Source organism: Pseudomonas sp. FA-1, assembly GCF_056856075.1.
Genome location: NZ_JBWXTH010000001.1, coordinates 528,416 through 546,607 on the forward strand (window position 1 = coordinate 528,416; position 18,192 = coordinate 546,607).

At 63.8% G+C, this 18,192-nt stretch carries 17 protein-coding genes and 1 tRNA gene; 7 read left to right on the forward strand and 11 right to left on the reverse strand.

The features are described from left to right. The first annotated feature begins 22 nt into the window (after positions 1–22). The gene (desA, locus tag AC1MHZ_RS02405) at positions 23–1,207 is read left to right on the forward strand and encodes a delta-9 fatty acid desaturase DesA (RefSeq protein WP_324816404.1); all 1,185 of its coding nucleotides are present in this window, start codon (positions 23–25) and stop codon (positions 1,205–1,207) included. A gap of 99 nt (positions 1,208–1,306) precedes the next feature. After that, positions 1,307–2,338 carry a GGDEF domain-containing protein gene (locus AC1MHZ_RS02410; protein ID WP_482966035.1) on the forward strand — a complete coding sequence of 344 codons (1,032 nt, stop codon included), beginning with the start codon at positions 1,307–1,309 and terminating at the stop codon, positions 2,336–2,338. Positions 2,339–2,349: 11 nt separating this feature from the next. Here the strand turns inward: AC1MHZ_RS02410 and AC1MHZ_RS02415 are convergent, their stop codons facing one another. From AC1MHZ_RS02415 to AC1MHZ_RS02450, 8 genes are all read right to left on the reverse strand, one after another. After that, a complete protein-coding gene (locus AC1MHZ_RS02415; protein WP_482965988.1) occupies positions 2,350–3,561 on the reverse strand; it encodes an HDOD domain-containing protein in 1,212 nt (403 codons plus the stop codon). 138 nt (positions 3,562–3,699) lie between these two features. Continuing rightward, complete coding sequence (gene gabT / locus AC1MHZ_RS02420) at positions 3,700–4,977, reverse strand: 4-aminobutyrate--2-oxoglutarate transaminase (RefSeq protein WP_084853622.1); 1,278 nt, start codon at positions 4,975–4,977, stop codon at positions 3,700–3,702. Between the two features lie 181 nt (positions 4,978–5,158). Then, complete coding sequence (gabD, locus tag AC1MHZ_RS02425; RefSeq protein ID WP_084853620.1) at positions 5,159–6,601, reverse strand: NADP-dependent succinate-semialdehyde dehydrogenase; 1,443 nt, start codon at positions 6,599–6,601, stop codon at positions 5,159–5,161. 368 nt (positions 6,602–6,969) lie between these two features. Further along, a complete protein-coding gene (locus AC1MHZ_RS02430; protein ID WP_084853618.1) occupies positions 6,970–7,245 on the reverse strand; it encodes a DUF971 domain-containing protein in 276 nt (91 codons plus the stop codon). Beyond that, positions 7,245–8,210 carry a HEAT repeat domain-containing protein gene (locus AC1MHZ_RS02435; RefSeq protein WP_482965989.1) on the reverse strand — a complete coding sequence of 322 codons (966 nt, stop codon included), beginning with the start codon at positions 8,208–8,210 and terminating at the stop codon, positions 7,245–7,247. Before AC1MHZ_RS02435 ends, AC1MHZ_RS02430 begins: the two co-directional genes overlap by 1 nt. A 46-nt stretch (positions 8,211–8,256) precedes the next feature. Next, positions 8,257–8,502 (reverse strand): 4Fe-4S dicluster domain-containing protein, encoded by a 246-nt coding sequence (locus AC1MHZ_RS02440; protein WP_482965990.1) that lies wholly within the window; start codon positions 8,500–8,502, stop codon positions 8,257–8,259. Between the two features lie 152 nt (positions 8,503–8,654). Beyond that, positions 8,655–10,379: a fumarate reductase/succinate dehydrogenase flavoprotein subunit gene (locus AC1MHZ_RS02445; protein WP_084853615.1), complete on the reverse strand. Its 1,725-nt coding sequence runs from the start codon at positions 10,377–10,379 to the stop codon at positions 8,655–8,657. Then, positions 10,376–11,125, reverse strand: coding sequence for a GntR family transcriptional regulator (locus tag AC1MHZ_RS02450; protein ID WP_084853613.1), 750 nt, complete (start codon positions 11,123–11,125; stop codon positions 10,376–10,378). Before AC1MHZ_RS02450 ends, AC1MHZ_RS02445 begins: the two co-directional genes overlap by 4 nt. A 244-nt stretch (positions 11,126–11,369) precedes the next feature. On the opposite strand from AC1MHZ_RS02450, the gene AC1MHZ_RS02455 reads away from it, so the two are divergent. The 4 genes from AC1MHZ_RS02455 (at position 11,370) to AC1MHZ_RS02470 (ending at position 15,243) form a co-directional block, all read left to right on the forward strand. Beyond that, a tRNA-Arg gene (locus AC1MHZ_RS02455) sits at positions 11,370–11,446 on the forward strand. Positions 11,447–11,659: 213 nt separating this feature from the next. Next, a complete protein-coding gene (locus tag AC1MHZ_RS02460; protein ID WP_482965991.1) occupies positions 11,660–12,658 on the forward strand; it encodes an Abi family protein in 999 nt (332 codons plus the stop codon). A gap of 154 nt (positions 12,659–12,812) precedes the next feature. Further along, positions 12,813–14,546 (forward strand): dipeptidase, encoded by a 1,734-nt coding sequence (locus tag AC1MHZ_RS02465; protein ID WP_465001561.1) that lies wholly within the window; start codon positions 12,813–12,815, stop codon positions 14,544–14,546. Between the two features lie 259 nt (positions 14,547–14,805). Continuing rightward, the gene (locus AC1MHZ_RS02470; RefSeq protein WP_084855411.1) at positions 14,806–15,243 is read left to right on the forward strand and encodes a CBS domain-containing protein; all 438 of its coding nucleotides are present in this window, start codon (positions 14,806–14,808) and stop codon (positions 15,241–15,243) included. 33 nt (positions 15,244–15,276) lie between these two features. Here the strand turns inward: AC1MHZ_RS02470 and AC1MHZ_RS02475 are convergent, their stop codons facing one another. From AC1MHZ_RS02475 to AC1MHZ_RS02485, 3 genes are all read right to left on the reverse strand, one after another. After that, the gene (locus tag AC1MHZ_RS02475) at positions 15,277–15,915 is read right to left on the reverse strand and encodes an NADH:ubiquinone oxidoreductase subunit N (protein ID WP_324816390.1); all 639 of its coding nucleotides are present in this window, start codon (positions 15,913–15,915) and stop codon (positions 15,277–15,279) included. 70 nt (positions 15,916–15,985) lie between these two features. Further along, positions 15,986–16,228, reverse strand: a complete 243-nt coding sequence (locus tag AC1MHZ_RS02480; RefSeq protein WP_084855409.1) for a DUF2789 domain-containing protein — start codon at positions 16,226–16,228, stop codon at positions 15,986–15,988. A gap of 61 nt (positions 16,229–16,289) precedes the next feature. Then, positions 16,290–16,748 (reverse strand): aminoacyl-tRNA deacylase, encoded by a 459-nt coding sequence (locus AC1MHZ_RS02485; RefSeq protein WP_084855408.1) that lies wholly within the window; start codon positions 16,746–16,748, stop codon positions 16,290–16,292. 95 nt (positions 16,749–16,843) lie between these two features. Here AC1MHZ_RS02485 and AC1MHZ_RS02490 point away from each other — a divergent pair, with 95 nt between their 5' ends. Next, entirely contained in the window at positions 16,844–18,190 is a 1,347-nt protein-coding gene (locus AC1MHZ_RS02490) for an NfeD family protein (RefSeq protein WP_084855407.1), read from the forward strand. Positions 18,191–18,192 lie beyond the last annotated feature (2 nt).

Consider the following 18,192-nt stretch of genomic DNA (forward strand, 5'->3'; position numbering starts at 1 on the left):
TTTTTCGAGGGTTTCTACACCTATGTGGTACTACGGTCTGCTCGACTTGTCGGCCTGGCAACTGGTCGGCGTCACTCTGCTGATGACCCACGTGACGATCATCAGCGTCACCCTTTACCTGCATCGCTATTCCGCCCACCGCGCGCTGGAGCTCAACGCCGGTCTCAAGCACTTCTTCCGCTTCTGGCTGTGGCTGACCACTGCGCAGAACACCCGTGAATGGACGGCCGTGCACCGCAAGCACCACGCCAAGTGCGAAACCCCCGACGACCCGCACAGCCCCGTGCACAAAGGCCTGGGTACGGTGCTACGCAAGGGCGCCGAGCTGTACCGCGAGGAGGCGCGCAACCCCGAGACCCTGCGCATCTACGGCAAGAACTGCCCGGACGACTGGGTCGAGCGCAACCTCTACTCGCGCTACAAGTTCGGTGGCATCGCGCTGATGGCAGCCATCGACCTGCTGCTGTTCGGCACCATCGGCATCACCATCTGGGCGATCCAGATGATGTGGATTCCGTTCTGGGCTGCCGGCGTGGTCAACGGCCTGGGCCACGCGCTGGGCTACCGCAACTTCGAATGCCGCGACGCCGCCACCAACCTGGTGCCCTGGGGCATCGTGATCGGTGGCGAGGAGCTGCACAACAACCACCACACCTACCCCAACTCGGCCAAGCTCTCGGTCAAGCGCTGGGAATTCGACATGGGCTGGATGTGGATCCGCCTGCTGTGCCTGCTGCGCCTGGCCAAGGTGCAGCGTGTGGCCCCCATCGCCCACCGGGTCGCAGGCAAGGCGCACCTGGACATGGACACCGCCATGGCGATCCTCAACAACCGTTTCCAGATCATGGCCCAGTACCGCAAGCTGGTCATCGCGCCTTTGGTCAAGCAGGAACTGGCGCGGGTCGACGCATCGGTGCGCCATCGCCTGCGCCACGCCAAACGCCTGCTGTCGCGTGAAACCAGCCTGCTGCAAGACCGTCATCACGTACGCATCGAGTCCATGCTCGCCCATAGCCAGGCACTCAAGACCATCTATGAGAAGCGCCTGGCCCTGCAGCAGATCTGGGCCCGCACCAGCGCCAACGGCCACGACATGCTGGCCGCCATGAAGGATTGGGTACACGAGGCCGAGGCCAGCGGCATCCACGCCCTGCGCGACTTCGCCGGCCAACTCAAGACCTATTCCCTGCGCCCTACCGGGGCCTGATCGCCGTTGATCGGCACGCCCTGCACCGGGGCGTGCCGCCCGGAACTTCGCCGCCTGTTCCCGACTCAAACCCGGCATATCGCCCGCGTGGCGGGCCGGATCGTGGCCGCACGCTTCAATGCCGAGAACCACTCCGTGCTCATGGCCAAAGACCTCACTCCAACCTTACCCGGCACTGCACCGCCGGAAACCGCCCAAACCCTGCTCGCCCTGCTCCATGCCCAGGGCGAGGTCGCCCGCCTGAGCGAACGCGAGCAGCTCTACAGTTCCCTGCTCGACAGCGTCAATGCCGTGCTCTGGGCCTTCGACTGGGAAACCCACCAGGTGCTCTATGTAAGCCCCGCCTACGAACGCATTTTCGGCCGCCCCGCCAGCTTGGTGCTGGCCGACTACAACGAGTGGCGCGACAGCATCTACCCCGATGATCTCGAATACGCCGAGCACAGCCTGGCCCAGGTGCTGCTCCATGGCGCGGTGGAAAACCGTGAGTACCGGATCATCAATGCGGCCGGCGAGATACGCTGGCTGAGCGACAAATGCTACGTCAACCAGCAGCGCGAGGCGGACCAGCGGGTGATCATCGTCGGCATCGCCGAGGACATCACCGAGAAGAAACAGCTCGAAGGCGAGCTGCAGCGCCTGGCCACCACCGATGTGCTGACCCAGAGCAGCAACCGCCGGCACTTCTTCGAGTGCGCCCGGCAGGCATTGGAAACCGCCCGCGAGGAAGGCACGCCCCTGGCCTTCCTGTTGTTGGATATCGACGACTTCAAGCGCATCAATGACAGCTACGGCCACCAGGAAGGCGACCAGGTGCTGCAGCGCATCGCCGACAGCGGCCGCGCCGTACTACGCCGGGGTGATTTGTTCGGGCGCATCGGTGGCGAGGAATTCGCCGCCGTGTTTCCCGGTTGCACCGCCGAAATCGCCGAACAGATCGCCGACCGCCTGCAACGGGAGATCCAACGCCAGCGTTTCAACCATGGGCCGGAAACCTATGGCGTCACGGTCAGCCAGGGCGTGACCGGGCTGACCGATGAAGACGACAGCATCGACGCCCTGTTCGCCCGCGCCGATGCGGCCATGTACCAGGCCAAGCGCCAGGGCAAGAACCAGATCGTTCGGGCATAGATTCCTGACATTCAGCCCTCGACCTTGCGCAGCCGGCTCAACTCCGCCAACCCCAGCTTGAGCAATCGCGCCGTCTTGTTGCTGGCCACCTTCTCCAGCCCCTGCCCGGCCGGCAGCCGCGACAACTGACCGGCCAGGTTCATGGCCAGGATCTCCCGCGAATACACCCCGCCGCCCAGCTGGTAGATCGCCGCGATCAGTTCGCGCAGCCCCAACGGCAAACGCCAGCGCGTGCGCAGCGCCGAGCCGAAGGCGGCGCCGTATTCGCCGAGCGCTCGTTGCACCTGGCCCTCGTCTAGGTCGCCGCCGGCCAGGCGCCACTCCTGCAGGCAACGCAGCACCGCCAGATCACCCAAGCAATGCAGCAACCCTGCGCAATAGCACCGCTCTTCTTCCAGTTCCAGCAGGCGCGCCAGGCTGCGCGCATATTCGGCGGTGTGCAGCGAGAGGTCCCAGTAACGGGCCGCAGGGTCGGCCAGCATCGGGTCGCTCAGCCGCGCGCTGCGCTTGAGGGTCAGGCCCAGGATCAGGTTCATGCTCTGGGTACTGCCCAGCTTGCCCAAGGCCTGCAACAGGGTCTGCACCGGTATTTCACTGTGCAGGGCGGCGCTGTTGGCAGCAGCGATCAATACCGCGGTGATCTGCGGGTCGTTGCGCAGCTCCTGCTCGAGCAGCTTGAGGTCCAGCCCATGGGGATCGAGTGCACGTTTGATCGCCACCTGCACATCGGCGAACAGCGGGCCGCCATCGGCACTGACGCGGCGTTGCTCCAGGTAGGCCGCCAATGTGATCCCCGGCGGCAATGGGGCCACCGGGCAGGCGATCTGTTCGCCGACGTCCAGCAGCAGTTTCTCCAGGCGCTGACGCAGCGAGTCCAGGTCCAAGGGTTTGCTCAGGTAGGCCGTGGGGTGCAACGGCAGCACTTCATGCACGCTGGCGCTGTCGTTGCGTTCGCTCATCAGGATGAACGGCAGCGCGGGCTTGTGCCCCTTGGCCCGCACGTTGCGCAGCAGGTCGAGGCCATCGACACCGGCCAGCTCACGGGCGGCGATGATCAGGTCGGGCTTGCTCGCCAGCGCGGCCAGGGCCTCCGGGCCATCGGCGCAGACCTGCAGGCGTGCATCGCAACGCACGCTGAGCAGCATCTCGCGGAGCATGTCGCGCACCCAGGGATCGCCTTCGGCGATCAGGACACAAGGCGGGGTGGGGGTTGCAGCGCTCATCGGCGACTCCTGGCAATCCTTTACATGCGATCCGTCGCAGCATCCAAGCGAATCCATGGCACAACGATAGCGTTCCGCTCCGGTATTGGGCATAAAAAAAACCCGCCGAAGCGGGTTTTTTTCTGACGCCTGTCACATTCAGGCGAGCTCGGCGAAGCACTCTTCGATGATCGCCAGGCCCTTGTCCAGCAGCGCATCTTCCGCGGTCAGCGGAACCAGGATACGCAGGACGTTGCCGTAGGTGCCGCAAGACAGCAGGATCAGGCCCTTGTCACGCGCCTTGGCCACAACCTGGGCGACTGCGGCAGCGTTCGGGGTGTGGGTGCCTTTCTCGAAGACTTCCACAGCAATCATCGAGCCCAGGCCGCGGACATCACCGATGATCGGGTGCTTTTCCTGGATCTTGCGCAGGCCGGTGGTCAGGCGCTCGCCCACAGCCTTGCTGCGGTCCAGCAGTTTCTCTTCTTCGAACACCTTGATGACGGCCAGGGCCGCGGCGCACGCGATCGGCGAACCGGCGTAGGTGCCGCCCAGGCCGCCCGGGGCGATGGCGTCCATGTACTCGGCCTTGCCGCACACACCGGCCAGCGGGAAGCCGCCGGCGATGGACTTGGCGAAGGTGGTCAGGTCAGGCGCGACGCCCATCTGCTCCATGGCGAAGAAGGTGCCGGTACGGCCAGCACCGGTCTGGACTTCGTCGGCGATCAGCAGGATGCCGTGCTGGTCGCACAGGGCGCGCAGGCGCTTCATCAACTCTTTCGGCGCTGGCAGGAAGCCGCCTTCGCCTTGTACCGGCTCGAGAATGATGGCAGCGATGTCGCGTGGCTCGGCGTCGTTCTTGAAGATGCGCTCGACCGAGGCGATAGCGTCGTCAACGCTGATGCCGTGCAGTTCGCTCGGGAACAGGGCGCGGAAGATGCCGCCTGGCATCAGGCCCATGCCAGCGGAGTAAGGCACGACCTTGCCGGTCAGGCCCAGGGTCATCATGGTGCGGCCGTGGTAGCCGCCGGTGAAGGCGATCACGCCGGCACGGCCAGTGGCGGCACGGGCGATCTTCACGGCGTTCTCGACGGCTTCGGAACCGGTGGAGACCAGCAGGGTCTTCTTGGCGAAGTCGCCCGGGACCATCGAGTTGATCTTCTCACACAGCTCTACGTAGGGCTCGTACGCCAGAACCTGGAAGCAGGTGTGGCTGACTTTGGTCAGCTGCTCTTGAACGGCGGCAACCACTTTCGGGTGCAGGTGGCCGGTGTTCAGTACTGCGATGCCGCCGGCGAAGTCGATCAGTTCGCGGCCTTCAACGTCGATCACGGTCGAGTTCTTCGCGGTGTCGACGAAGATCGGGTGGATCTGGCCAACGCCACGTGGGACGGCGTTGACACGGCGTTGCATCAAGGATTCGTTGGTCTTGCTCATAATGCCCTCATTCGCGCCGACTCAAGATGGCGCTGTTATTCGGGGGTGGCTGGATGCGACCACGCACAGTATTCGTTGATCGACTGTCGTGAACGCCCTGGCCACCAGGTACTACGGTGTCAAAAAGGCCAGCGAGACGTCGCTCTCGCGCCCCGCTGGCAGAGGGAAATTCAGTACGTGATCAGATGCTGATGCACAGGTACTTGATCTCGAGGTAGTCCTCGATGCCGTACTTGGAACCTTCGCGGCCCAGGCCCGAGGCCTTGATGCCACCGAACGGTGCCACTTCGTTGGAGATCAGGCCGGTGTTGATACCCACCATGCCATACTCCAGAGCCTCGGCGACACGGAACACACGGCTCATGTCACGGGCGTAGAAGTACGAAGCCAGGCCGAACTCGGTGTCGTTGGACATGGCGATGACTTCGGCTTCGTCTTTGAAGCGGAACAGCGGAGCCAGCGGGCCGAAGGTTTCTTCCTTGGCCACGGCAGCGCTCTTCGGTACGTCGACCAGGATGGTCGGCTCGAAGAAGTTGCCTTCGATCAGCTTGCCGCCGGACAGCACCTTGGCGCCCTTGGAGACTGCGTCTTCGATGTGCTCCTGGACCTTGGCGACAGCCTTGCCGTCGATCAGCGGACCTGTAGTGGTGCCTTCTTCCAGGCCGTTACCGATCTTCAGCTTGGCGACAGCGGCCTTGAGCTTCTCGGCGAACGCGTCGTAGACGCCATCCTGAACGTAGATACGGTTGGCGCAGACGCAGGTCTGGCCGTTGTTGCGGTACTTGGAGATGATCGCGCCCTCGACCGCCTTGTCCAGGTCGGCGTCGTCGAACACGATGAACGGCGCGTTGCCGCCCAGCTCCAGGGAGACCTTCTTGATGTCCTTGGCGCATTCTTCCATCAGTTGGCGACCGATTTCGGTGGAGCCGGTGAAGGACAGCTTGCGCACCAGGGCGTTGCTGGTCAGCTCGCCGCCGACTTCGCCAGCGCTGCCGGTCACCACGCTCAGCACGCCAGCCGGGATGCCGGCACGGTTGGCCAGCTCGACCAGGGCCAGGGCGGAGTATGGGGTTTGGGAAGCAGGCTTGAGGACCATGGTGCAGCCAGCGGCCAGCGCCGGGCCGGCTTTACGGGTGATCATCGCGGCCGGGAAGTTCCACGGGGTGATGGCGGCGGTGACGCCGATCGGCTGCTTGATGACGATCAGGCGCTTGTCCGGCTGGTGGCCAGGAATCACGTCACCGTAGACGCGCTTGCCTTCTTCGGCGAACCATTCGATGAACGAGGCGGCGTAGGCGATCTCGCCCTTGGCTTCGGCCAGTGGCTTGCCCTGCTCGGTGGTCATCAGGCGGGCCAGGTCGTCCTGGTGCTCGATCATCAGCTCGAACCAGCGACGCAGCTTGCCAGCACGCTCTTTGGCGGTCAGTGCGCGCCAGGCCGGCAGGGCCTTGTCGGCAGCCTCGATGGCGCGGCGGGTTTCGGCGGCGCCCATCTTCGGCACGGAACCGATGACTTCACCGGTGGCCGGGTTGGTCACCTTGATGGTCTGACCGTTGTCCGCGTCCAGCCACTCACCGTTGATGAAGGCTTGCTGGCGGAACAACTGAGCGTCTTTGAGCTGCATGTCGGATTCCCTTGAAAGCACCGTGCACGGACGGGGCTGATTATTGATTGTTGAAAGGCACCTTGGGGGCGCCATCAGGAATTCTTGCACCAGGGGTGTTCAACGCCTGGGCATCGAGCGTTTGAAATCTCAAACGGAATGCTAAGCGGCTGCTGGGGTGTTGGACAATAGGCTGTTCGAAAAAAAGAACGAACGGTTGAACACCGGTGGCCACTCCTACCGCCGGCACGCCGGCTCCCACAGGTACGGCGGTGTCTCTGAAAACAGTGCAGGACAGGTGGGAGCCGGCTTGCCGGCGATGAGGCCAGTACAGGTTAGCCCAGTGTCATGAAGGAAGAATGGCGTAGGGACCGACGGCCGGCGCAGCCCTAGCCGAGGCTGCGCAGATAGCTCCATGGGTAGATGCCCCGGTCATGCCCGTCGCTGAAGACCAGTTGTACCCCATACCCTTGCAACGCGATACGCTCCACCCGCACACCTTCGCGTACCAGGGCGATCCCACCCCGCAATGCCGCCGCCCGGCACTGCGAACAGGGGCAGGCACCGCGCAGCCGCGCATGGCTGACCACCTGCAAGGTCTCGCCCCATTGCACCGCCAGTTCGCCTTGCCCACGCAAGTTGCGCACGGCGCTTGGCGCGTCCATCACACCGCTCCTTGCAACTGGGCCAAGGCAATGCGCACGGCCTTGCGCACCTCCGGGTCGGCATCGGCTTCGGCGGCCTGCAACGCAGGCAATGCCCGGGCCTGGCCCAGCTCGCCCAAGGCCAGGGCAGCCTCCTTGCGCAGGTTCGCGATGCCGTGGCCCAACAAGCTGGCCAGGGGCTCCAGCGCCGCGTCGTGGCGCAGCCGACCCAAGGCCCGGGCTGCGCGCAGGCGCACTTGCCAGTAAACGTCATCGAGCGCCTCGACCAAGGCCGGGCCCGCCTCGCCAAGGCCGACCTTGCCCAGCGTGGTGGCCGCCTCCTCGCGCACCTGCCAGGCCTCGTCGCGCAATGCCATGACCAGCGCCGGCAGCACACCCGCATCACGTGCCAGCCCCAGCGCACCGATCGCGGCGCGGCGCACCTCGGTGTCCATTTCCTCGGTCGCCAACCGGGCCAGGGCCGGCAAGGCAGGCGCATGTTTCAGCCAGCCGAGGATACCCACCGCCTCACGGCGTACGGCAGCCTCCGCGTCATCGAGCGCCCTCAAGGCAGGGGCCGCAGCCTCTTCCAGGCGCAGCTCGCGCAGCGCCCGCAGCGCGCTGGCGCGCACGAACCCATCGGCATGCTCGGCCCAGGGCAGGATGAGCTGGCCGGTCTCCAGGGACTTGAGCTCGCTCAGACTCTGGGCCGCCGCCTGGCGCACCGGCTCGGCAGTGTCGGCCAGAGCTGCGCACAGCGCCTGTACCACCTCGGGTGCTTCCCAGGCTTCAAGCAAACGCGCGGCCTCGGCGCGCACCTCAGGGTCGCTGTCCACCAGCAGGGCGTCGGTCAGCCAGGGCAGGCCGTCCGGGTCTTCCAGGTCGGCCAGTTCGATCAGGGCGATGCGCCGCACCCCCGCGTCGGTGTCAGCCAGGCGGGGCAACAGTTGGTGGATGTCGGGGTTGTCGGTGGTTCGTTCGGTCATGGCGCGATCCGCAGCTATGAGGGGTCCAATGGCAGTGAGCGTGGTGTCAACGCAGCAGGTACGGGATATCCACCTTCACTGCGCCTGTCGGGCAGTCTTTTTCGCACGGCATGCAGTACCAGCATTCGTCGAAGGCCATGTAGGCCTTCTGGGTGGCTGGGTTGATCGCCAGCAGGTCCATGGGGCAGACCTCGACGCAGACGGTGCAGCCTTTTTCGGCGATGCACGTGTCTTCGTCGATGGTGACCGGGGCGTTGCTGCGAAAGAAGATTTCTTGGGGTTGGTAGGCCATTTCAGGGCTCCTTGAAGCCTGTGGTTCGCATGGTTGGTTGTCGAAAGGCTACCGGCCCAATCGCGGGGCAAGCCCGCTCCTACAGGTGTCTCCTGGGTGAGCCAGCCTCTGGAACCGGCCTGACCCGCGATTGGACCGCACAGCGGCCCCATTCACGCGGCGTCGGCCTTCACTCGCAGCCGGTCGTATGCGCTCTGTTCCTGGGCGTCCAGGGGAATCAGGTACGGCTCCACCGGTTTCTTGAAACTGGTCATCCGCCCGGCCTCGTCCTTCTTCAGATGGCAATGGCAGAACCACTCGCCATCGTTGCGCTCGGGGAAGTCGACCCGGTGGTGATACAACCCCCACCGGCTCTCCTCGCGGAACAGTGAGGCACGCGCGGCCATTTCGGCGCAGTCGCGGATCACGCTCACCTCCATGGCGCGCATCAGCTCATGGGGGTTATTGGCCTTCATCTGCGATAGGTCCCGTTCGATCTCGGCGAAGCGCGCCAGGCCGATTTCCATCTTCTTGGTCACTTTCGGCGGCTGCAGGTAGTCGTTGACCATACGCCGCAGCTTGTACTCCACCTGGGCCGGCGGCAGGCCGTGCTCACGCCGCAGCGGGGCGAACACCCGCTCGCGCTCGCGCTCGACCTGGGCCGGGTCCACCTCGGCCAGCGCGCGCCCGGCCACGTAGCGGGCAGCGTTGACCCCGGCGAACCAGCCATAGGTGAACGCGCCCAGCATGTAGTTGTGCGGTACCGCCGCCATGTCTCCGGCAGCGTACAGGCCTTGCACACTGGTCTCGGCCTTCTCGTTGACCCACACGCCCGAGGCCGAGTGCCCAGAACAGAAACCGATCTCGGAGATGTGCATCTCCACCATGTGCTGGCGATAGTCGGTGCCGCGCCCGGCATGGAACTGGCCACGGCTGGGGCGTTCATTGCTGTGCAGGATCTGCTCGATGTCCTGGATGGTTTCCTCGGCCAGGTGGTCGAGCTTGAGGAACACCGGGCCGTTGCCGCCCTCCAGCTCCTGGTGGAACTCCCACATCATCTGCCCGCTCCAGTAGTCGCACTCGATGAAGCGCTCACCCTTGCCATTGGCCGTGTAGCCGCCCAAAGGGCCGGTGACATAGGCGCAGGCCGGGCCGTTGTAGTCCTTGATCAGTGGGTTGATCTGGAAGCACTCCAAGTTCGCCAGCTCCGCCCCGGCGTGGTAGGCCATGGCATAACCGTCGCCAGCATTGGTCGGGTTCTCGTAGGTGCCCATCAGGTAGCCCGACGATGGCAAGCCCAGGCGCCCGGCCGCGCCACAGGCGAGAATCACCGCCTTGGCGCGGATCACCTGGAATTCGCCGCTGCGGCAGTCGAAGCCCATCACCCCGGCCGCAGCGCCTTCAGCGTCCAGCAGCACGCGGGTGCAGACCACGCGGTTGCTGATCTCGACCCGCGCGCGCTTGAGCTGGCGATAGAGCACTTTCTTGATGTCGTGGCCCTCAGGCATGGGCAGCACGTAGGCGCCCATGTGGTGGACCTTCTTCACCGCGTAGTCGCCGGTTTCGTCCTTCTCGAACTTCACACCCCAGCGGTCCAATTGCTCGAGGGTCTCGAAGCTGTGGGTGGCATAGGCATGCACGGCGGCCTGGTTGACGATGCCGTCGTTGGCCACGGTGATCTCCTTGGTGTACTGCTCCGGCGTGGCATGGCCGGGGACGATCGCGTTGTTCAGGCCATCCATGCCCATGCTGATGGCACCGCTGCGCTTGACGTTGGCTTTTTCCAGCAGCAGCACGCGCAGGGTCTTGTCCTGCTCCTTGGCCTTGATCGCCGCCATGGGCCCTGCAGTCCCGCCGCCGATGACGATGATGTCGTAGTCGCGTGTGTCGAGGGTCATGCCTTGGCTCCTTTCTGGCGGTCGATGCGCAGGCGGTACTGGAAGGCATCGCCGCGGTAGTAGAGGTGTTCGAAGTCCAGCGGCGTGCCGTCGGCGGCGTGGGTCAGGCGCTCGATACGCATGATCGGCGAGCCCTCCTCGACCTCCAGCGCCTGGGTCAGGTCACGGTCGGCGAGCACCGCGTCGATGGCCAGGTCCGCATGGCCCAGCGGGATGCCGCAATCGTTCTCCAGCAGCAGGAAGATGTCGCAGGTGGCCAGGTCGGCTTTCTCCAGCTTCTCGCCTACGGCCTTGGGCAACCAGGTCAGCTCCAGCGACACCGGTTCGCGGTTGATCAAGCGCACCCGGCGGATCTCGGTGACCAGGCTGCCCTCCTCCACCTGCAGCCGCGCCGCCACCAGTGCACTGGCCGGCACATGGCGGAAACTGCGCAGCCGGTTGAGCACCTCGTAGCCCATCTGCGTCATGGACTCGGCCAGCCCTTGCAGGTGGGTCACGTTCTGGAATGCCTTGGGCTTGGCCACGAAGGTGCCCTTGCCGTGGATCTTGAAGATCAGCCCCTCCTTCTGCAGGTCGCCCAGGGCCTGGCGTACGGTGATACGGCTGACATCGAACACCTTGCCCAGCTCGCTTTCCGACGGCATGCGGCTGTGGGGTGGGTAGGTGCCATCGAGGATGCGCTCGCGCAGCACTTCCTTGAGCTGGGTATAGAGCGGTACCGGGGACAAGGGGAGCAGTTCGGCCATGGTTCTCTTCGCTATAGGCTGACTTGTTATAACAAGTTGTGACGAGAGAATAGCAAGCATAAGAACGGCATGGGAAATACCGATATCGCATAACATTATGGCAACGCTCATCGCGGGCTCGCTGAGCCCCCCTTGTGGGAGCGGGCTCGCCCCACGCTGGGGGTCATCACCGTCTTGTGGCAAAAACAGCTACAGATCAAGGCGATGGACGCAACCCCCGGAGATGGGTATCATGCGCCCCGTTGCACTCGTAGCTCAGCTGGATAGAGTACTGCCCTCCGAAGGCAGGGGTCGTGGGTTCGAATCCCGCCGAGTGCGCCATACCTGAAGCCCTGGGAGATCTCCCGGGGCTTTTTCGTTTGTGCTGAAGCCTTGCAAGATGCGTTTACATCTCCACCGCTCAGCGCAGCGTCAAGCGTCTTGCAAAACTGGGCGCAGCTCCATAACCTTGGCCACAACACACCCGCCATGCCTCTGGTTGCCTCGGCAACCATGCACAAATTGAGCGGGTTTTTTTTGCCTGGCCAATCCCTTATGAAGCGCTTTCTCAAGCCCGCGATTAGTGTTCCCGAGCAATTGGCATTGCTAAGAGGGCGCGGGCTTGTTATTCAAAACGAAACCAAAGCGCTTTGTTTTCTGGAGGCAGTCAGCTTCTTTCGCCTTACGCCCTATATGCGCCCCTTTCAGGTTTCCGATGATCCGGACCACGGTTTCAAACCAGGAACCAGGCTGCGCTCACTTACCCGCTTATACGATTTTGATCGTCGCTTACGATTGCTGGTCATCGACGCGGTCGAGCGAATTGAAGTAGCGACACGCACCGCAATCAGCAACCATATGGGACCTGCGCATGGGGCGCATTGGTATTTGGAGCGCGAGCTGTTCCAACGCGGCTATCGTCACCAAGAGCTTCTCGACGCGATACGAGACAAACAAGAAAAGGCTCGCCGCGACTATCTACGAGAATGCCAACGCATCGATACATCCAGCATGCCCATGCTTCGCAAACAGCAGCTTAAAAGCTTGAGAAGCAAGGAAAGCTATGCACGCCACTACACCCTGAGCTATGACACGCCGGCGCTGATGCCCGCTTGGGCTGCGATGGAAGAAATCACTCTAGGTGACCTTTCCCACTTGTTCAAAGGCTTAGCCAGGGATGCTGATCGTAAAGCTATTGCTCGTCGGTTGGCGTTGCCCGGCCCTCTCCTGCAATCCTGGCTGCACACCCTCACCACCATTCGGAATATTTGTGCCCATCATGCACGCTTGTGGAATCGAGAGTTGGGGATTCGTCCTGAGTTGCCTAGATCCGTCACTTTCCTCTGGCCCAAGCACCTCCAACATCCTGGTCAACATGCTCGTGTATTCACCGTTTTGTGCATCCTCAACTTGTTGATGCGCCAAGTGAGCCCTCATACCAGCTGGGATCGTCGTCTTCATGATTTACTGGCCGAGTTTCCGGAAGTCCCATTGCATGCCATGGGCTTTCCGCGTGATTGGCAAGAAGATCCGTTCTGGCAGATAAGGATTTAGAGCAACCCTTCGAAGAGTTTCCGGCTCTTTCGTTTGTGCGTCAGTGCCACTGTGCCTCTCCCCTGAGGCAGGTCATTGGTGTTAGCGTGGATGCCTTCCCGTTCCTACGGAGCGGGCTCCACTTCCCATGATCTGCGAAGGACTGCGCTGACCCATGACCCTGAAAAAACTCACCACCGCCACGCTACTGCTCGCCAGCCTTGGGCTGTTCGCCGGCCAGGCCCAGGCCAACCTCACGCCACAACAGTCGGCCGCTATCCTCAAGGCCTACGACGGCAGCGACCCGGCTGGCTTCCGTCAATTTCTCGGCAAGCTGGCAGACAGCGACCTGGCCCAGGCGGACAACCTCGCCGACACGGTAAAGGCCTACCTGGCCAGCAAGCCGCTGTCCGCCGACCAGCAGAATGAAATCAACCGCCTGCTCGGTCTCTATACCCGCATCAAGTACGGCAAGGCCGCCACCGAGACCCTGCGTGAACTGGTGGCCATCCCGACCTTCCAGGTCGAGGGCGTGCCGCAGCATGAGAACCCCGAGTTCCTCAAGATCGCCGACAAGATCAAGACGCTGGCCGAGGGCTTCGGCCTGGCCTTCCGCAACATCGACAACCGGGTCTATGAGATCTCCCTGGGTGACAACGACAAGGAAGTCGTCGGTATCCACGCCCATGCTGACGTGGTGCCGGTGAACCCGGCCAACTGGAAGCTCGAGGATGGCACGCGCCTGGACCCGTTCAAGGTCACCTTGGTCGGCGACCGCATGTATGGTCGCGGCACCGAGGACGACAAGAACGGTATCGTCGTGGCGCTGTACGCCTTGAAAGTGGCCAAGGACGAAAAGCTGCCGCTGGCCCGCCAGTTCAAGCTGCTGGTGGACACCACCGAGGAAACCACCGGCGAGGCCATCCCCTACTATTTCGCCCGCAACCCCAAGCCCAACTACAACCTGGCCCTGGATGGCGGCTACCCCGTGGTGATCGCGGAAAAAGGCTACGGCACCGTGATGGCCAGCTTCCGTCGACGTCCGGCCACCGGCAAGGGCGCGGAAGTCACCCAGCTGACAGGCGGGCTGGCCACCAACCAGATCCCCTCCACCTCGGTGGCGACCTTGCTCGGCGACAACCCAGCCGCACTGGCCGAGGGCCTGAAGAAAGCGGGCGATGAGTACGTCAAGCGTAACGGTGGAGACTTCACCATCGATGCCAAGGTAGCCGGCAAGGAGGTGATCCTGACCGTCACCGGCGTCTCGGCCCACTCCTCGGAGCCGGAGTCGGGGGTCAACCCGGTAGCGCGCATGCTCGACTTCCTCAATGGCCTGGGTGACCAGGTGCCGCTCAAGCACAACCACATCACCGACGCCGCCCGCTACGCGGCCGACAACTGGGGCCTGGACTATCTGGGCAAGAAGCTGGGCGTGGGCTTCGAGGATACATTCATGGGCCCGTTGACCGCCTCGCTGACCTACGTCGGCCTCGACCAAAAGGCCTTGAAACTCGCAGTCAACCTGCGCATCCCGAAAGGCAAGCCGATCGCCGCGATCAAGGACGACCTGGCTGACAAGCTGGGCACCTGGGCACGTGGCAGCCATACCTCGGTGGCCTTCGACTACAGCCTCGACGAGCCGATGTACCGCAACCCGGAAGGCGAGTGGGTCAAGGCGCTGCTCGACGTGGCCACCGAAAACCTCGGCTTGCCCCACGAGTTCGGCACCTCCGCCGGCGCGACGTCGGTGCATGACCTGCCCAACGGGGTGCAATTCGGCCTGGCCATGCCCAATGTGAAGTACACCGGGCACAACGACAACGAGTTCAAGACCGTGGAGCAGTTCATGCTCGATTTGCAGATCGTCAGCGAGATGGTCGCGCGGATCGGGCAGATGCCCAAGCTCTGAAGTGTTCCCTCCTGTAGGAGCGGGCTTGTCCCGCGATTGGGCCGGCCCGACCACGCGATTACATGGCAAGGGCTTCGCCCTTGATCGCGGGACAAGCCCACTCCTACAGAACCAGTGCAGCCCCAACAGACGATGCCGGGGTGACTGCCATGACGTTTTTCAATCGCGTCGATGCCGTTTCCTGCATTGCCGTGCAGGTCGGCATGCCGGATGCTTTAGTTAAATCGACCCATCGATTTTTCCACCTGCAGAGGCCCGTATGAAGAACGTCGAACAATTGCTCAAGACCAAGTCACAGCATCAGACCGTCTACACCATCGGCCCTGACGACTCGGTGCTCGACGCCCTCAAACTGCTGGCAGAAAAAAACATCGGCGCATTGCCGGTGGTAGAAGACAACCAGGTGGTGGGGATCGTCAGCGAACGCGACTACGCCCGCAAACTGGTGCTCAAGGGTCGCTCTTCGGCCGCCACCCCCGTGCGCGAGATCATGAGCGCGCCGGTGGTCACGGTCGAGCCCAAGCAGAACCTCGAGTACTGCATGAACCTGATGACCAACCGCCACCTGCGCCACCTGCCGGTAGTGAGCAATGGCGAGCTGCTCGGCCTGCTGTCGATCGGTGACCTGGTCAAGGAAACCATTGCCGAGCAAGCCAACCTGATCCTGCAGTTGGAGCAGTACATTCGCGGTGAATAAGCGGATTGGGGGCTGCAAAGCAGCCCCTACCCTTCAATGGTAAGCACGCTCCAGCTCGTCCAACTGATGGTCGAAGCTGCGCAGCCGCGCTGACCAGGTGTACACCAGCACTTCCAAGTCGCGGTTGAGCACGGCTGTGTTGCCGCCCTCGCGTCCTTGCGAGTCGCACAAGTCCAGCTGGTAACGTTCGCGGGCCATGGCCGTGGCCACGCTGGAAAGGTCGCGGGCATTGGCCAGCCAGCGATGCTGGTGATCATGGACCTCCCGGTCCAGCTCCCGACATTGGCGCTTGAGCGCATCCAGGCTCTGTTCCAGCGGCGTGCCCTTGAGCTCGCCCATGACCTCCTCGAAAGTCCGCCCGGAATGCCAGTAGCTGCCCCAGAAATAACGGTCGAACACGGTCTCGACGCGCCGCAGCGCGACCTTGGTGTTCCAGATGGCCAACAGCGTATGACCCTGGCTCACCTCGCGCTTGTTCAAGCGCAACTGCTGCCAGGCGATCCATGCCAGCACGCAGAGCACCGCTGCCGCCGTGATCGCGGCCGCGGCATACATGAACTGCAGCGCGTGGCCCATGGAGTGGACATGGCGGATACCGTAGAAGTAACCGGCCGTCAGGATGCCCAGGATCGTCACGGAGCACCAGAAACCTGATGCGTAGGGATCTTTCATCACGCTATCCCCTGTTGTTTTACCTGAGCATAGCAACGGCCCCATCACCCATCAGGTGCCACTCGGCGCTTTATTGCCTGGGTCGGCGCAACGCCTCGTTGAGTTGATCGAACGGCACGGCCCAATCGGCGTCGTCTATCACGCTCTCCTTGAGAAAGGCGCGCTGGGCCTCGGTCCAGAACGGCGCATCCACCAGCTTGATCTCATTCTTGAGCGGCGAGTGGGTGGTGATGAACTTGTCGATGCTCTCGGCATCGTCCGCCAGCCCCAGTTGCTTGAACAGTTCGGCGAACGGATGGATCGGTGCTTCCATGATTCCTCCTGCGGCCGGGCGGGTCGTCCACGACGCCAGCCCGGCAATGGGTTGAGGGACATCAGCACAGTTCGCGCACTTCGGCATGCGGAACCAGCTTCAGGTACTGCTCCATGCTCATGTGGATCAAGTGATCGTGGTCACCCGCCTCCAGGTAGACATCGCCCTGGCGGGTAAGGCTCGGGTCGAGCAGCATTTTTATGTCATAGGCATCGCCAAGCGCTGGCACGGCGCCACGCTCGCAGTCGCCGAACAGGGTCGGCAAGCCGCTTTCGCGGGTCAGCTGCCAGGCGCCGGACATGCGGATCTTGCTCATGTCCAGATGCCGGTTGGCCGGTAGCACGGCCATGATGTAGTTGCCATGGCGGTCGTCGAGCATCACCGACTTGGCGACCCGCTCTGCGGGAACGCCGGCCGTGCGCGCCGACTCCAGGCTCGTGGCCGAGTGAGGATGGGGAATGATGTCGTAATCGCAGTTCGCCTTGTCCAGGCGCTGCTGCAGGGTCTTGGCCATACGCATGATGCACCTCCGGTTTACCCCCATCTGCAAGTTTAGGCCGTGCCCCGGCAGGCACGGCTAAACTTCGTTGACAGGACCTGACGAGGTGACGATAGGTGATCGCTCGCTGCTGGCGTTGGCTGCTGCTTGTGCTGTTGCTCGGCACCGTACCGGGCGGCCAGGCGGTGCCCGGCGCCAGCGTCTGGGTGTTGAGCGTGGACGACGCCATCGGCCCGGCCAGTGCCGACTACCTGGTGCGTGGCCTGGAACAGGCCCAGGAACAAGGCGCGCAGTTGGTGGTGATCCGCCTGGATACGCCCGGCGGGCTGGATACCTCCATGCGTCAGATCATCAAGGCCATCCTCGCCAGCCCCGTGCCGGTGGCCAGCTTCGTCGCCCCCGGCGGCGCCCGCGCAGCCAGCGCCGGGACGTACATCCTGTACGCCAGCCACGTGGCGGCCATGGCCCCGGGCACCAACCTGGGCGCGGCCACGCCGGTGCAGGTTGGTGCGCCGTCGCCTGGCAAACCGGCGCCAGACGGGCCCAGCGAGAACGATGCGCTGGCCCGCAAGCAGGTCAACGATGCCGCAGCCTATATCCGCGGCCTGGCCCAACTGCGCGGGCGCAACGCCGACTGGGCGGAACAGGCGGTACGCGAGGCGGTGAGCCTGTCGGCCAGCGAGGCGCTGCGCATCAAGGTCATCGACCAGGTGGCCCACGACCTGCCCGAGCTGCTCGCACAGCTGGACGGCAAGACCCTGGTCGCCGCCGACCAGCCCCGCCAGTTGCACACGGCAGGAGCGGCCGTGGTCGAACACCTGCCCGACTGGCGCACTCGCCTGCTGGCGGTGATCACCAACCCCAGCGTGGCGCTGATCCTGATCATGATCGGCATCTACGGCCTGCTGTTCGAGTTCATCAACCCAGGCTCCGGTGTCGGCGGCGTGGTGGGCGGTATCTGCCTGCTGCTGGCGCTGTACGCCCTGCAGCTGTTGCCGGTGAGCTACGCCGGGGTGGCCCTGGTATTGCTCGGCGTAGCGTTCATGATCGCCGAGGCGTTCCTGCCGAGCTTCGGCGTGGTCGGTTTCGGCGGTATCGTCGCCTTCGTGGTGGGCGCAGTGATCCTGATCGATACCGACGCCCCTGGCTTCGGCATCCCGCTGGCGCTGATCGTCGCCCTGGCGGTGGTCTCGGCCCTGCTGCTCGGCGGCGTGTTGGGCATGGCCATCAAGGCGCGGCAACGCGCCCTGGTCAGCGGCGACGCCGGCCTGGTCGGCAGCCTGGCCACAGTGACCCAGGTGATGGCGGACAACCCGTTCTGCGGCTCGGTGCAGGCCCAGGGCGAACAATGGCAAGCCCAGTGCACGACCCCGTTGCAAACTGGGCAACATGTGCGCGTGACAGCCCGCCGTGGCGTGATGCTGGAGGTCAGCGCCACCGCGCCCGGTGCGCAAGGAGAGTGACG

Coding starts and splice junctions, on each gene's coding strand:
- desA (WP_324816404.1), top strand. CDS start 23: ATGTGGTACTACGGTCTGCTCGACTTGTCGGCCTGGCAACTGGTCGGC.
- AC1MHZ_RS02415 (WP_482965988.1), bottom strand. CDS start 3,561: ATGAGCGCTGCAACCCCCACCCCGCCTTGTGTCCTGATCGCCGAAGGC.
- gabT (WP_084853622.1), bottom strand. CDS start 4,977: ATGAGCAAGACCAACGAATCCTTGATGCAACGCCGTGTCAACGCCGTC.
- gabD (WP_084853620.1), bottom strand. CDS start 6,601: ATGCAGCTCAAAGACGCTCAGTTGTTCCGCCAGCAAGCCTTCATCAAC.
- AC1MHZ_RS02430 (WP_084853618.1), bottom strand. CDS start 7,245: ATGGACGCGCCAAGCGCCGTGCGCAACTTGCGTGGGCAAGGCGAACTG.
- AC1MHZ_RS02435 (WP_482965989.1), bottom strand. CDS start 8,210: ATGACCGAACGAACCACCGACAACCCCGACATCCACCAACTGTTGCCC.
- AC1MHZ_RS02440 (WP_482965990.1), bottom strand. CDS start 8,502: ATGGCCTACCAACCCCAAGAAATCTTCTTTCGCAGCAACGCCCCGGTC.
- AC1MHZ_RS02445 (WP_084853615.1), bottom strand. CDS start 10,379: ATGACCCTCGACACACGCGACTACGACATCATCGTCATCGGCGGCGGG.
- AC1MHZ_RS02450 (WP_084853613.1), bottom strand. CDS start 11,125: ATGGCCGAACTGCTCCCCTTGTCCCCGGTACCGCTCTATACCCAGCTC.
- AC1MHZ_RS02460 (WP_482965991.1), top strand. CDS start 11,660: ATGAAGCGCTTTCTCAAGCCCGCGATTAGTGTTCCCGAGCAATTGGCA.
- AC1MHZ_RS02465 (WP_465001561.1), top strand. CDS start 12,813: ATGACCCTGAAAAAACTCACCACCGCCACGCTACTGCTCGCCAGCCTT.
- AC1MHZ_RS02470 (WP_084855411.1), top strand. CDS start 14,806: ATGAAGAACGTCGAACAATTGCTCAAGACCAAGTCACAGCATCAGACC.
- AC1MHZ_RS02475 (WP_324816390.1), bottom strand. CDS start 15,915: ATGAAAGATCCCTACGCATCAGGTTTCTGGTGCTCCGTGACGATCCTG.
- AC1MHZ_RS02480 (WP_084855409.1), bottom strand. CDS start 16,228: ATGGAAGCACCGATCCATCCGTTCGCCGAACTGTTCAAGCAACTGGGG.
- AC1MHZ_RS02485 (WP_084855408.1), bottom strand. CDS start 16,748: ATGCGTATGGCCAAGACCCTGCAGCAGCGCCTGGACAAGGCGAACTGC.